The sequence below is a fragment of the Streptococcus sp. SS4 genome (assembly GCF_030440125.1).
Taxonomy (GTDB): Bacteria; Bacillota; Bacilli; order Lactobacillales; family Streptococcaceae; genus Streptococcus.
In genome coordinates this window covers 156,262-170,250 of record NZ_JAQFJM010000003.1, presented here as the reverse complement: position 1 = coordinate 170,250, position 13,989 = coordinate 156,262, and the positions used below count along the sequence as shown (strand labels likewise).

Annotated in this window: 14 protein-coding genes; 10 read left to right on the top strand and 4 right to left on the bottom strand. The window is 41.6% G+C overall.

Annotation, left to right across the window (positions count from 1 at the left end):
* Positions 1-153: 153 nt before the first annotated feature.
* On the bottom strand, positions 154-1,575 hold the full coding sequence (locus PCY16_RS04095; protein WP_002883789.1) for an NCS2 family permease: 1,422 nt from the start codon (positions 1,573-1,575) through the stop codon (positions 154-156).
* A gap of 208 nt (positions 1,576-1,783) precedes the next feature.
* On the opposite strand from PCY16_RS04095, the gene PCY16_RS04090 reads away from it, so the two are divergent.
* Entirely contained in the window at positions 1,784-2,596 is an 813-nt protein-coding gene (locus PCY16_RS04090; protein WP_014633589.1) for a Cof-type HAD-IIB family hydrolase, read from the top strand.
* Between the two features lie 44 nt (positions 2,597-2,640).
* On the opposite strand, the gene PCY16_RS04085 is transcribed toward PCY16_RS04090, so the two are convergent.
* Positions 2,641-3,372: a cyclase family protein gene (locus PCY16_RS04085; protein WP_155214078.1), complete on the bottom strand. Its 732-nt coding sequence runs from the start codon at positions 3,370-3,372 to the stop codon at positions 2,641-2,643.
* A 378-nt stretch (positions 3,373-3,750) separates the two neighbouring features.
* Between PCY16_RS04085 and PCY16_RS04080 the strand changes: the two genes are divergently transcribed.
* The 9 genes from PCY16_RS04080 to serS all read left to right on the top strand — a co-directional run bounded on the left by PCY16_RS04080 (position 3,751) and on the right by serS (position 11,912).
* Positions 3,751-4,758 carry a PTS sugar transporter subunit IIB gene (locus PCY16_RS04080; RefSeq protein WP_195413383.1) on the top strand — a complete coding sequence of 336 codons (1,008 nt, stop codon included), beginning with the start codon at positions 3,751-3,753 and terminating at the stop codon, positions 4,756-4,758.
* A gap of 17 nt (positions 4,759-4,775) precedes the next feature.
* Positions 4,776-5,576, top strand: a complete 801-nt coding sequence (locus tag PCY16_RS04075; protein WP_038675307.1) for a PTS mannose/fructose/sorbose transporter subunit IIC — start codon at positions 4,776-4,778, stop codon at positions 5,574-5,576.
* A gap of 15 nt (positions 5,577-5,591) precedes the next feature.
* Positions 5,592-6,506: a PTS system mannose/fructose/sorbose family transporter subunit IID gene (locus tag PCY16_RS04070; RefSeq protein WP_070575920.1), complete on the top strand. Its 915-nt coding sequence runs from the start codon at positions 5,592-5,594 to the stop codon at positions 6,504-6,506.
* Positions 6,507-6,518: 12 nt separating this feature from the next.
* Positions 6,519-6,905, top strand: coding sequence for a DUF956 family protein (locus PCY16_RS04065; RefSeq protein ID WP_021145046.1), 387 nt, complete (start codon positions 6,519-6,521; stop codon positions 6,903-6,905).
* Between the two features lie 265 nt (positions 6,906-7,170).
* Positions 7,171-8,163, top strand: coding sequence for a PTS sugar transporter subunit IIB (locus tag PCY16_RS04060; protein WP_002883770.1), 993 nt, complete (start codon positions 7,171-7,173; stop codon positions 8,161-8,163).
* 67 nt (positions 8,164-8,230) lie between these two features.
* On the top strand, positions 8,231-9,046 hold the full coding sequence (locus tag PCY16_RS04055; RefSeq protein ID WP_014633901.1) for a PTS mannose/fructose/sorbose transporter subunit IIC: 816 nt from the start codon (positions 8,231-8,233) through the stop codon (positions 9,044-9,046).
* Positions 9,047-9,060: 14 nt separating this feature from the next.
* A complete protein-coding gene (locus PCY16_RS04050; RefSeq protein WP_002886601.1) occupies positions 9,061-9,972 on the top strand; it encodes a PTS system mannose/fructose/sorbose family transporter subunit IID in 912 nt (303 codons plus the stop codon).
* Positions 9,973-10,050: 78 nt separating this feature from the next.
* Positions 10,051-10,425, top strand: coding sequence for a DUF956 family protein (locus tag PCY16_RS04045; RefSeq protein ID WP_002883765.1), 375 nt, complete (start codon positions 10,051-10,053; stop codon positions 10,423-10,425).
* A gap of 209 nt (positions 10,426-10,634) precedes the next feature.
* Entirely contained in the window at positions 10,635-11,912 is a 1,278-nt protein-coding gene (gene serS / locus PCY16_RS04040; RefSeq protein WP_037597435.1) for a serine--tRNA ligase, read from the top strand.
* 34 nt (positions 11,913-11,946) lie between these two features.
* On the opposite strand, the gene PCY16_RS04035 is transcribed toward serS, so the two are convergent.
* Positions 11,947-12,576: a ribonuclease P gene (locus PCY16_RS04035; protein WP_195413382.1), complete on the bottom strand. Its 630-nt coding sequence runs from the start codon at positions 12,574-12,576 to the stop codon at positions 11,947-11,949.
* 63 nt (positions 12,577-12,639) lie between these two features.
* On the bottom strand, positions 12,640-13,950 hold the full coding sequence (gene der / locus PCY16_RS04030; protein ID WP_002886596.1) for a ribosome biogenesis GTPase Der: 1,311 nt from the start codon (positions 13,948-13,950) through the stop codon (positions 12,640-12,642).
* Positions 13,951-13,989: the final 39 nt, after the last annotated feature.

The following is a 13,989-nucleotide window of genomic DNA, read 5'->3' as shown; positions in this document are numbered from 1 at the left end:
TTATCTTAGACACATCATATGCTCATAGATTAGATTTTTTGTGGAATTTCCATGACATTGAAAATTCATCAAAAGAAACTCTCTCTCCTTTCTCCCACATAAAAATTGCAAAAGAAAAAGCCTGACAAATGTACAGACTTTTTCTTTCAAGCTTTAGAACACAGCCATACTGATGAAGTTAAGGATAAACAAGATATCCAAAATCCACATAATAAAGTGGACATCCTTAGCTTGACCTTTGACGATTTTGACCAAAGTATAAGTAAGGAAACCAGCTGCGATACCATAAGTAATACTATATGAGAATCCCATGAAAATAGAAGTGAAGAAGGCAGGAATAGCTTCAGACAAGTCTTCCCAATCGACACTCTTAAGGTTAGAGAGCATCATAACACCTACAATAATAAGAATAGGCGCTGTTGCCGCATTTGGAACGATTGACACCACTGGACTAAAGAAACTAGAAATGGCAAAGAGTACAGCAACCACAAGAGCTGTCAAACCAGTACGTCCACCAGCACCAATACCTGCTGCAGATTCAACGTAAGTTGTAACGTTTGAAGTCCCTGCAATGGCACCAATACTTGTACCAACAAGGTCAGAGTAAAGAGCACGGTCAAGAGCTTTTGATTCGTTGTTATCACCTGTTGAAGCAATGATACCAACCTTCTCACCAGTACCAATCAAGGTACCGATAGTATCGAAGATATCAGTCAATGAAAAGGCAAGAATAGCCATAAAGACACCAGGCAAACGAGAAACATCTGCAAAGAGTGATCCCAATCCCTTAGATCCAAGCGCTGCACCAAAGACCTGACCAAGATCCTTAATAGATGATGTCAAGCTAGCTGCGTGCCAGTCAATGCTTCCAAGATCAACGACACCAGCAAAGATAGCAATGATAGTCGTTACGAGGATTGAAAGAAGAACACCACCACGAATACCTTTAACAATAAAGAAAATCGCAATCGCAAGACCAATCAAACCTACAATTACAGTTGGGTTATTGAAAGCAACCAAACCTGGTGTAGCTGACGATGAAGCTGTAATTGAAGCCTTAGCCATGTCAGCACCTTTGCCTGCTACAGTGTAGGTATGTGGATTAATTGAGAATTTCAAGAAACCAGCATTTTTAATCCCAACATAGGCAAGGAAAACACCGATACCTGCTGAAATAGCAGATTTGAGAGCTGTTGGAATAGACTCAATAATCATCTTACGTACTTTAGTTACTGTGATGATCAATGAAATAACACCACATAGAAAGACCATTGCTAAGGCCTCTTGCCAAGTGTAACCCAAAGAAAAAACCACTGTGTAGGTGAAGAAGGCATTAAGCCCCATACCAGGCGCTTGGGCGTATGGTAGGTTAGCATAAAATGCCATCATCAACGTCCCTGCAACCGCACCAATAATTGTTGCTAAGAAAACACCTTGTGCAGGCATTCCTGTCTGAGCCAACATCGCTGGGTTAACAAAGAGGATGTAAGACATGGCAAAGAAAGTTGTCAATCCGGCAGTCACTTCTGTACGGACGTCAGTACCATGTTCTTTCAATTTGAAAAACTTTTCCATGAAAGTTTAGACTCCTTAATAAAAAATATTGTCAAAATCCGAATAATTTCGGAACATTCTCACGTAGAATGCAACATTACTATTCTACCTGAAATTATTTGACGGTGCAAGGTTTATTTCCTGAGACTTTTCTTATGAAAAACCGAACGTTCTTAGAAAGCTCTTTCTTAATCACCAACAAAGGACAGATTTTTGCTATAATAGGAACATGACAAAAAAATTGATTGCACTAGATCTTGATGGAACGCTCTTGCGCCCAGATGGAACTATTTCAGAATTTACACAAAAAACGATTAAAGACGTACAAAACAAAGGACACCAAGTCGTTATTGCTACAGGTCGTCCTTATCGTATGGCTATTGACCATTACAAAACACTAGGGTTAGAAACACCACTCATCACCTTTAACGGCTCTTTGACCAATCTTCCAGACCAAGACTGGGCTTATGAGCATTCGGTTAAATTAGATAAGAAATATCTGATTAGCCTCTTACAACGCCATGATGAATTAGAGATGGATTTTCTGGCTAGTGAATATCGAAAACACTTCTATATCACTATGAATCACCCAGAGCGTATTCAACCACAACTCTTTGGTGTTGATAAAATTATTGAGGCTATGCGTTTAGAACCAACTAAAATCACGCGCAACCCTAACGCTCTCCTTATGCAAACTCGTCATGAGGATAAGTACCAACTTGCCGATGACATCAAGAAGGACTTCAAGGAAGAAATTGAAGTTGATTCTTGGGGTGGCCCGCTTAATATCTTGGAATTTTCGCCTAAAGGCATAAACAAGGCCTACGCCCTAAACTACTTACTTAAGGCCATGCGCAAATCAACGGATGATCTGATTGCTTTTGGAGACGAACACAACGACACAGAGATGTTGGAACTTGCTAAAACTGGTTATGCCATGAAGAATGCTAGCTCTGTCCTTCTCCCCCACGCTAACGAACAAATTGAGTGGACTAATGAAGAGGATGGCGTTGCTCGCAAACTCCAGGAACTCTTTTTATAAATAACAAAAGACACCGAAAATTTCTTCGGTGTTTTTTCTTATGATTAAGGTAAAATAACCACTGCACGCACTGGGGAGCCTGTCGCCTTGTCCCAGTGAGGAAATGCAATCGAAATCAAAGCACCAACGGCTGGAACTTGATCCAATTGATTCAAGACTTCCACCTGATAAATGTTTTGTTCCAAGAGGTAGTATTCGTTAACCAAGCCATGTTCTGCTGCTGGAATACCAGCATCTGTATCAAAAGTCTCATGACCGACAGCCTTAACATGGCGTTCATGAATCAAGAATTCTAGAGCTTCGCGGCTCCAACCTGGACTTTGCTGAACCCCATTTTCATCAAGGTTGCGCATAGCATCTTGATCTGGCCAACGCTTCGACCAATCACTACGAAAAGCGACAAAGGCCCCTTCAGTAATTTTTCCATGCTCTGCTTCAAAGTCTAAGATATCTTGTTTGCTCAAGATAAAGTTTGGATTCGCAGCAACTTCTTTAGACTTGTCGATAACATAGAGTGGTAAAAGAAGATCTTTGAGGGCAATCTCATCCAACCAACGACCACCTTCTACAAAGTGAATCGGTGCATCAATATGCGTTCCGTATTGACCAACCACTGTAAATTTTTGAACATGGAAACCATCTTTTAATGTGAAAAGATCTTCTTGTTTCAAAGCAGGAAGGGCTGGGAAATGTGGACTTTCCGCATTAATTTTGTGGGTCAAGTCAACCCATTTCTTAGATTGCAATTCATTATAGATACTTAGTAAATCTGACATAAGGAGGCCCTCTTTTCTTATAGATTTAACCTTAAATAGTTAATTGAAGAAATTATAGCAGTCAACACCAGCTATTACAAGCTTTCATCTCATTTTTTCTTAATCCTATTTCCTCTAGTTAGATATAGCTTAAAACTATATTTAACACTTATTGTCTGAAAAAAAAGTATATTTGCAATAATTTGATGTTTTTTTCAATTATATGACACTTTTGTTACGAAAACCATTGACAAATTCATGGTAACGTCCTATAATTAGAGTGTTCTAATTTTCGAGGGACTAAAAAAATATTGTTGTCATTTCATACTGATCGATGCTAATACCAATAATCATTTTTCTATTCCTAAGAAACAATATATAAAAGGAGGAAGAACACTAATGGGTATCGGTATTATTATTGCTAGCCATGGTAAATTCGCTGAAGGTATTCACCAATCAGGTTCTATGATTTTTGGTGAACAAGAGAAAGTTCAAGTGGTTACTTTCATGCCAAATGAAGGTCCTGACGACTTGTACGCTCACTTCAAAGATGCCATTGCTCAATTTGACGCTGACGACGAAATTCTTGTCCTTGCAGACCTTTGGTCTGGATCACCATTTAACCAGGCAAGCCGTATCAAGGAAGAAAATCCTGATCGCAAGATGGTTATCGTGACAGGACTCAACTTGCCAATGCTTATCCAAGCATATACGGAACGTATGGTAGCTCCTGACGCTGGGGTTGAAGAGATTGTCGCTAACATTTATAAGGAAACAAAAGAAGGCGTTAAAGTCCTTCCAGAAGGCCTTATTCCTGAAGAAGACACTAAACCAGCCGACGCTAAACCTTCTATTCCTAAAGGTACCATTCCTGAAGGAACCGTTCTTGGTGATGGAAAAATCAAATACGTTTTGGCTCGTGTTGACACACGTCTCCTCCACGGTCAGGTTGCGACTGGTTGGACTCACTCAACTCACCCAGACCGTATCATCGTTGTTTCAGACACTGTTTGTCATGATAAACTTCGTACAAGCATGATTAAACAAGCCGCTCCATCTGGTATTCAAGTTCACGTTATCCCAATTAAAAACATGGTTAAAGCAAACAATGACCCACGTTTTGGTGATACACGTGCTATGCTTCTCTTTGAATCTGTTGAAGATGCTCTTGCTGCTGTTAAAGCAGGTGTTGATGTTAAAGAAATCAACCTTGGTTCTTCAGCTTATAAAGAAGGAAAAGTCAACGTTACTAAAGCTCTTTCATTTGACCAAACAGATGTGGATGCTATCAAAGAGTTGCAATCATTGGGTGTCAAATTTGACGTTCGTGGGGTACCAAGTGATAGCCCAGCAAACGTTGATGCCTTGATTAAGTCAGCTGAAACTAAATTAGCAGAGAAGAAATAATTTTGGAGGATGCATAAATGAGTTTAGTACAAATTATTTTAGTCGTAATTGTTGCTTTCATCATCGGTTGTAGCTCAGTTAACGACCAAATCGAAACATACCAGCCAGTTGTGGCTTGTTCCCTAATCGGTCTTGTTACTGGTCATCTCGAACTCGGCGTAATGTTGGGTGGTAGCTTACAGTTGATTACTTCGGGATGGGCAAACGTTGGTGCTGCCATGGCACCAGATGCTTCACTTGCCGCTGTAGCTTCTACAATCATCCTTATCTTGGGTGGCCAAGGAGCTAAAGGAATTGGTCCTGCCATCGCCCTTGCGGTGCCTTTAGCTGTTGCCGGTCTTGCCTTGACAATGTTTGTCCGTACAGCAACTGTTTTCATCTCTCATATTATGGATAGCCGTGCAGAAGCTGCTGATATCGCTGGTGTTGAAAGATGGCACTTCATCGGTATGGCCCTCCAAGGTCTCCGTGTTGCTATCCCTGCCCTCCTCTTGCTCTTGATTCCTGCACACATCGTACAATCTGGTCTTGAAGCTATGCCTGAATGGTTAACATCAGGTATGACAATCGGTGGTGGTATGGTTGTAGCTGTTGGTTATGCCATGGTTATCAACATGATGTCTAGTCGCGAAGTTTGGCCATTCTTCTTCCTTGGTTTTGCTTTGGCTGCCCTCAAAGAATTGACCTTGATTAGCTTGGGTATCATCGGTCTCTGCCTTGCCGTTATGTACCTTGCACTTGAAGCTAGTGGTTCATTGGGTTCTTCAAACGACGGAGGATCAGGTGATCCCCTCGGTGAAATTCTGGAAGACTTTTAATTAGGAGGAAAGAAAATGGCTGATTCAAAAATTAAATTAACAAAAGCAGATCGTTTCAAAGCTTTCTTGCGCTCATACTTCCTTTTAGCTTCATTCAACTATGAACGTATGCAAAATGGTGGTGTGGCTTACACCCTTATTCCTGCAATCAAAAAACTTTATCAAACTAAAGAAGACCGTGCTGCTGCTCTTAAACGTCACTTGGAATTCTTTAATACACAACCTTTCATGGCTAACCCAATCTTTGGGGTTACACTTGCCTTGGAAGAAGAACGTGCCAACGGTGCTGAGATCGATGATGCTGCTATCTCAGGGGTTAAGGTCGGTATGATGGGACCTCTTGCAGGTGCCGGTGACCCTCTCTTCTGGTTTACCCTTCGTCCAATCTTCCTTTCACTAGGAGCAGGTTTGGCAGTTTCAGGTAACGTCCTAGGCCCAATCGTCTTCTTCGTTCTCTGGAATGTTATGGTTGCCGCTGTTAAATGGTATACTCAAGAATTCGGTTATAGAGCTGGTGCTGCGATTACAGACGACGTGTCTGGTAACCTTCTTCAACAAGTAACTCGTGGCGCATCAATGATGGGGATGTTCGTTATCGGTTCTCTTATTCAACGTTGGGTAAGTATCACCTTCACACCAGTTGTCTCTACTGTTAAACAACAAGAAGGTGCTTATATCGATTGGGATAAACTTCCAAAAGGTATTGCCGGTGTTAAAGAAGCCTTCCATCAACAAGCTGCCGGTCGCTCTCTTGACGTTAACAAAGTGACAACCTTGCAAGATAACTTGAACCAATTGATTCCTGGTCTTGCTGCCCTTGGTTTGACTTTCCTCTGCATGTACCTTCTTAAGAGAAAAGTTTCTCCAATTGTTATCATCTTGGGTATCTTTGTTCTAGCTATTGTACTCCACATTATTGGTCTACTCTAATCGGAGCAAGGTATGGTTAAATCGCTCAATACCGAAATGGCTCACACATCTAAGGGAACTTGGTTCCGTGAAGGGCCTATTTACGGAAATATCATGGTCGGTGATAAGGCCTTCGAATTTTACAATGATACGAAGTTACAAGACTACGTTCAAATTCCTTGGGATGAAATCACTTATGTGATTGCCGATGTCTACTTCGGTGGTAAGTTCATCCCACGTTTTGAAATCCGTACTAAGCAAAATGGACGTTTCCGTTTTGCCAGTCGAAAAAGCCGAATAACTTTGAAAGAAATTCAAAAAAGAATTCCTCGAGAAAGTTTAAGAAAAGCACCTAGCTTCATCGTTGTTCTCAAACAAGGCTTTAAGAATCTTTTCCGACTCATTGTCAAGAAGAAATAATCTCCGAGTATTATAAAAAGATTGTCCAATCTAATGGTTGGGCAATCTTTTTATAATGTTTTGCTCATTTTTGAAAGAAATTGACTTCTTTTGAAATTTTTTCTCACTAGCTATTGACATCTGCGTGAAAGCGTTTTACAATATAATTGTTCTTGATTTCTTATGTTTAAAAAGATTGAGAGACGCTTTTTTTAGCGTCTTGAAAAAAATCGGAGATAGTCTTTTTAAGCCTAGGAAAAAATAATTTATAAGGAGGAGAACACGAATGGGTATCGGTATTATTATTGCCAGCCATGGTAAGTTCGCTGAAGGGATCCACCAATCAGGCTCTATGATTTTTGGAGACCAAGAGAAAGTTCAAGTCGTAACTTTCATGCCAAGTGAAGGTCCTGATGATTTGTACGCTCACTTCAACGACGCCATTGCACAATTCGATGCTGATGATGAAATTCTTGTTTTGGCTGACCTTTGGTCTGGTTCACCATTTAACCAAGCTAGCCGAATTGCTGGAGAAAATCCAGATCGCAAGATTGCCATCATCACAGGACTTAACTTGCCAATGCTAATCCAAGCATACACTGAACGTATGATGGATGCTAACGCTACTGCAGAGCAAGTTGCTGCTAATATCATCAAGGAAGCTAAGGGTGGTATCAAGGCACTTCCAGAGGAGCTTAATCCAGCTGAAGAAACAACAGCAGCTCCTGTAGAAGCTGCTGCACCTCAAGGAGCTATCCCAGAAGGGACAGTTATCGGAGATGGTAAACTCAAGATTAACTTGGCACGTTTGGACACACGTCTCTTGCATGGTCAGGTAGCAACTAACTGGACACCTGCTTCTAAAGCAGACCGTATCATTGTTGCTTCAGATGACGTTGCTAAAGATGAGCTTCGTAAAGAATTGATCAAACAAGCAGCACCAAATGGGGTTAAAGCAAACGTTGTTCCAATTCAAAAATTGATTGATGCTTCTAAGGACCCTCGCTTTGGTAACACACACGCGCTTATCTTGTTCGAAACTGTTCAAGACGCACTTCGTGCTATCGAAGGTGGCGTGCCAATCAAAGAACTTAACGTTGGTTCTATGGCTCACTCAACTGGTAAAACAATGGTTAACAACGTTTTGTCTATGGACAAAGACGATGTTGCTTGCTTCGAAAAATTGCGTGACCTTGGCGTTGAATTCGACGTCCGTAAGGTACCAAACGATTCTAAGAAAGATTTGTTCGACCTTATCAAAAAAGCTAACGTTCAATAACCTTCATTCGGATAAATTAGTTGATACTCTCAGCTAATCACAACTCAATAGAAAAGGAATTATTACCATGTCAGATATGTCAATTATTTCTGCAATTTTGGTCGTAGTTGTTGCCTTCCTTGCTGGTCTTGAAGGTATCCTTGACCAATTCCAATTCCACCAACCACTTGTTGCATGTACCCTCATCGGTGCTGCTACAGGTAACCTCACTGCAGGTATCATGCTTGGTGGTTCTCTTCAAATGATTGCCCTTGCTTGGGCTAATATCGGTGCCGCTGTCGCTCCTGACGCTGCCCTTGCCTCTGTTGCTGCTGCCATCATTTTGGTTAAAGGTGGCAACTTCACTCAAGAAGGTATCGGTGTTGCGACTGCAACAGCTATACCACTTGCAGTTGCCGGTCTCTTCTTAACTATGCTTGTTCGTACAGCTTCTGTTGCCCTTGTTCACACTGCTGATAAGGCTGCAGAAAACGGAAACATCGCTGGTGTTGAACGTGCACACTACCTCGCTCTCCTTCTTCAAGGTTTGCGTATTGCGGTTCCAGCAGCCCTTCTTCTTGCTATCCCAGCTCAATCTGTTCAACATGCCCTTAACTTGATGCCTGGCTGGCTCAACCATGGTATGGTTGTCGGTGGTGGTATGGTCGTAGCCGTTGGTTACGCCATGGTTATCAACATGATGGCAACTCGTGAAGTTTGGCCATTCTTTGCCATTGGTTTTGCGCTTGCAGCTATTAGTCAATTGACTCTTATCGCTCTTGGTGCAATCGGTGTCGCTATCGCCTTCGTTTACCTCAACCTTTCTAAACAAGGTGGCGGGAATGGTGGCGGAACTTCATCTGGTTCAGGCGACCCAATCGGCGATATCTTGGAAGACTACTAGGAAGGGGTGCTCTCATGGCTGAAAAAATTCAATTATCTCAAGCAGATCGTAAAAAGGTTTGGTGGCGCTCACAATTCTTGCAAGGTTCATGGAACTATGAACGTATGCAAAACTTGGGTTGGGCTTACTCACTCATTCCTGCTATCAAAAAACTTTATACTAACAAAGAAGACCAAGCCGCAGCTCTTAAACGTCACTTGGAATTCTTCAACACTCACCCTTACGTAGCTGCTCCTATCATGGGGGTTACATTGGCTCTTGAGGAAGAAAAAGCCAATGGTACTGAAATCGAAGATGCCGCTATCCAAGGGGTTAAAATCGGTATGATGGGACCACTTGCCGGTATCGGTGACCCTGTCTTCTGGTTCACAGTTCGTCCAATCCTTGGTGCCCTTGGTGCATCATTGGCACAAGCTGGTAACATTGCTGGTCCACTTATCTTCTTCATCGGTTGGAACCTTATCCGTATGGCCTTCTTGTGGTACACTCAAGAACTTGGTTACAAAGCAGGTTCAGAAATTACTAAAGACATGTCTGGTGGTATCTTGAAAGATATTACTAAAGGGGCATCAATCCTTGGTATGTTCATCTTGGCTGTCCTCGTTGAACGTTGGGTTTCAATCAACTTCATCGTAAATCTTCCAGGTAAAGTTATGTCTAAGGGTGCCTATATCGAGTGGCCAAAAGGAAATGTTACTGGTGACCAACTCAAGACTATCCTTGGTCAAGTCAATGATAAACTTAGCTTTGACAAGATTCAAGTTGATACCCTACAAAAACAATTGGATTCTTTGATTCCAGGTTTGATGGGACTTCTCCTTACTTTTGCATGTATGTGGTTGCTTAAGAAGAAAGTTTCACCAATCACAATCATCATCGGACTCTTTGTAGTTGGTATCATTGCAAGCTTCTTCGGAATCATGTAAAAAGAGTAAGAGTTTAGCAAAGCTGAACTCTTTTCTTATGCTATAATAAAAGTACTACAATCGAAAAGCGAGATAGATATGGCACAATCATTAAACAAAACAGTTGAACTGCATACAACGGGTGTTTCTTACATGGCTATCGGAGGAAAGGTCGGTAAATTTCTAATTGGAGATGTGGCTCTTGAATTCTACCCAGATGTCAATGTTGAGCAATACATTCAAATTCCATGGACCAGCATCACTCAAATTGGTGCTAATGTATCAGGAAAGAGAATTAGCCGTCACTTTGAAGTGTTGACAGACAAGAGCAAATTCCTCTTTGCTTCTAAAGATTCTGGGAAGATTCTAAAAATTGCTAGGGAACACCTTGGCAATGAAAAAGTCGTCAAGCTACCAACTCTCATTCAAACTATTGGGGCTCGACTCAAAGGTTTATTTGCCAAAAAATCATAATTTTTGTATAATATAACAGACGGATAAGTACTAGCTAGACCCTTACAGAAAGCCTGCGGTTGCTGCGAGCAGGTAGGGTTGACCTACGAAATTCTACCGTTTCTAATAATTAAAAACATAAACAAGTGCACTCCTGTGAAGTTGGATGGAACCGTGGCCTATGTCACTCCAACACTTTCACTGGAGTGTTTTACTTTTTGGAGGAACTTATGTTAGATGTAAAACGTATTCGTAACGACTTCGATGCCCTTGCCGAAAAATTGGCTACACGTGGTGTTGCTGCTGAAACTTTAAATGAACTTAAAGAGCTTGATGTTAAACGCCGTGAGCTTCTTATCAAATCTGAAGAACTCAAAGCTCAACGTAATATCGCTTCAGATGGTATCGCTCAAGCTAAACGTAACAAAGAAGATGCTTCAGAACAAATTGCAGCCATGCAAAAAGTTTCTGCAGAAATTAAGGAAATTGATGCCGAACTTGCTGCTATCGATGAAAAGCTTAATGCCATCGTTGTGACACTTCCAAATACACCAAACGACTCTGTTCCAGTAGGTGCTGACGAGGACGAAAACGTAGAAGTTCGTCGTTGGGGAACACCTCGTGACTTTGATTTTGAAGTTAAAGCTCACTGGGATCTTGGGGAAGACCTTGGTATCCTAGACTGGGAACGTGGTGCAAAAGTTACAGGTTCTCGTTTCCTTTTCTACAAAGGACTTGGAGCAAAATTGGAACGTGCGATTTACAACTTTATGTTGGATGAGCACGCTAAAGAAGGCTACACTGAAATGATCACACCTTACATGGTTAACCACGACTCAATGTTCGGTACTGGTCAATATCCAAAATTCAAGGAAGATACTTTCGAGCTTGACGGTACTGACTATGTCCTTATCCCAACCGCTGAAGTTCCTTTGACAAACTACTACCGCGGTGAAATCCTTGATGGTAAAGAATTGCCAATCTACTTCACAGCCATGAGCCCTTCATTCCGTTCAGAAGCTGGTTCAGCTGGTCGTGACACACGTGGTTTGATTCGTCTTCACCAATTCCACAAGGTTGAAATGGTCAAATTCTCAAAACCAGAAAGCTCATACGATGAATTGGAAAAAATGGTAGTTAACGCTGAAAATATCCTTCAAAAACTTAACTTGCCATACCGTGTCATCACTTTATGTACTGGCGATATGGGATTCTCAGCTGCTAAAACCTACGACTTGGAAGTTTGGATTCCAGCACAAAACACTTACCGAGAAATTTCTTCATGTTCAAACACAGAAGATTTCCAAGCCCGCCGTGCACAAATCCGCTATCGTGACGAAGCTGATGGTAAAGTAAAACTTCTTCACACTCTCAACGGTTCAGGACTTGCTGTTGGACGTACAGTAGCCGCTATCCTTGAAAACTACCAAAACGAAGATGGTTCAGTAACTATCCCTGAAGTTCTTCGTCCTTATATGGGCGGTGCTGAAGTGATTGCACCGAAATAAGAAGAAAAATCTCCAGAAAATAACTGGAGATTTTTTAGTTTTGATTAGCTTTCTCGTAATAGGGTCTTAATGTTTCAAATCCATCAGCAAGCTCTTCTACTAACTCTTTCATAGTTTTACTAGTAGTCACTACCACATCATACTTAACCAATACCTTGCGGATACGACCATCTCTAACTGATTCTTTAAGCATCTGACGGTTCGCTTCAGTTCCTTCCACACGATGGCTGACACCATCTTCCTGGGCAAAATAGTACAGAGGGTTGACAATCGGTAAGTCTAGGACCTTATGTTGCTTAGCTAGAGTGGTATCTGATTTTTTCCGTTCGACAAAGCTAACTTCTACTGAAATCCCCCATTTTTTAGGCTGACCATAAAGGCGAATCGCCATGGCAACATCGTCTAAACTGTCCTCAGGGGCCCTATAATAGCACCAAAAGTGTGGGCGACATATTTGTGCCTGATTGGCCCAATTACTGACACGATCCATCTTAAAGGGTGCCAAACGCTCCTCTAGAAGTTTTGCTAAAGTCTGCATCTCCTTACGAGCTGCTTGGCCAAGTGCCTTGAGCACTTCCATCTCTTCTTGATGCGGACCCGCTTTTTCAGGTTTGATATACTTAACCCCTTGTTTAGATAAATAAGCTTTAATATTTTCTAACATCATTTTCTCCTTACAATGACAAAAGACCAACCCATAAAGATTCTATTCTGGTTGGTCTCTTTTTTATTTACGTTTACGAGCAATCAAGTGGATCGGTGTTCCTTCAAAACCAAAGGCCTGACGAATTTGATTTTCCAAGAAACGCATGTATGAGAAGTGCATAAGCTCTTCTTCATTGACAAAGATAACAAATGTTGGTGGTTTAACCGAAACTTGTGTGCCGTAGAAAATCTTAAGGCGTTTTCCTTTGTCAGTTGGTGTTGGGTTGATGGCAATGGCATCCATAATAACATCATTCAAGACAGCCGATGAAATACGACGGTTTTGACTCTCACTGATGCGTTTAATCATCTCTGGCAACTTGTTAAGACGTTGTTTAGTTTCAGCCGATACAAAGATAATTGGTGCATAGCTCAAAAATTGGAACTGATCACGGATATCTGCTTCCCAGTTGGCAACAGTATGGTTGTCCTTCTTAATCGTATCCCATTTGTTAACTACGATGATAATCCCTTTACCAGCTTCATGGGCAAAACCAGCAATACGCTTGTCATACTCACGGATACCTTCCTCGGCATTGATAACCATAAGAACAATATCAGAACGGTCAATGGCACGCATAGAACGCATGACAGAGTATTTCTCTGTATTTTCATAAACCTTACCAGATTTACGCATACCAGCGGTGTCAATCATGGTATACTCTTGACCTTCACTGTCCACAAAGTTTGTATCAATGGCATCGCGAGTCGTACCAGCAATTGGGCTAGCAATTACACGGTCCTCTCCCAAAATGGCGTTAATCAAACTTGATTTTCCGACGTTTGGACGTCCAATCAAACTGAAACGGATGATATCTGGATTTTCTTCTTCAACTTCTGTTGGGAGGTTTTCAACGATAGCGTCGAGAACATCCCCTGTACCGATACCGTGAACAGATGAAACTGGATAGGGATCACCAAGACCAAGAGAGTAGAAATCATAGATATCTGCACGCATCTCAGGGTTATCCACTTTATTTACCGCCAAGATAACTGGCTTGTTGGTCTTATAAAGAATACGGGCAACATACTCGTCCGCATCTGTCACGCCTTCCTTACCTGAAACGACAAAGACAATAACGTCAGCTTCAGTCATGGCGATGTCAGCTTGGTGCTTAATTTGTTCCATAAATGGTGCATCAACATCATCGATACCACCAGTATCAATCAAGCTAAACTGGCGATTAAGCCATTCAGCAGAGGTATAAATACGGTCACGTGTTACCCCTTCAACGTCTTCGACGATAGAGATACGTTCACCCGCAATTCGGTTAAATAGGGTCGATTTCCCAACATTTGGGCGACCCACGATAGCAACTGTAGGTAATGTCATATGTTTAAGTCCCTGATTAAAATAGGGATTCCTTTCTTC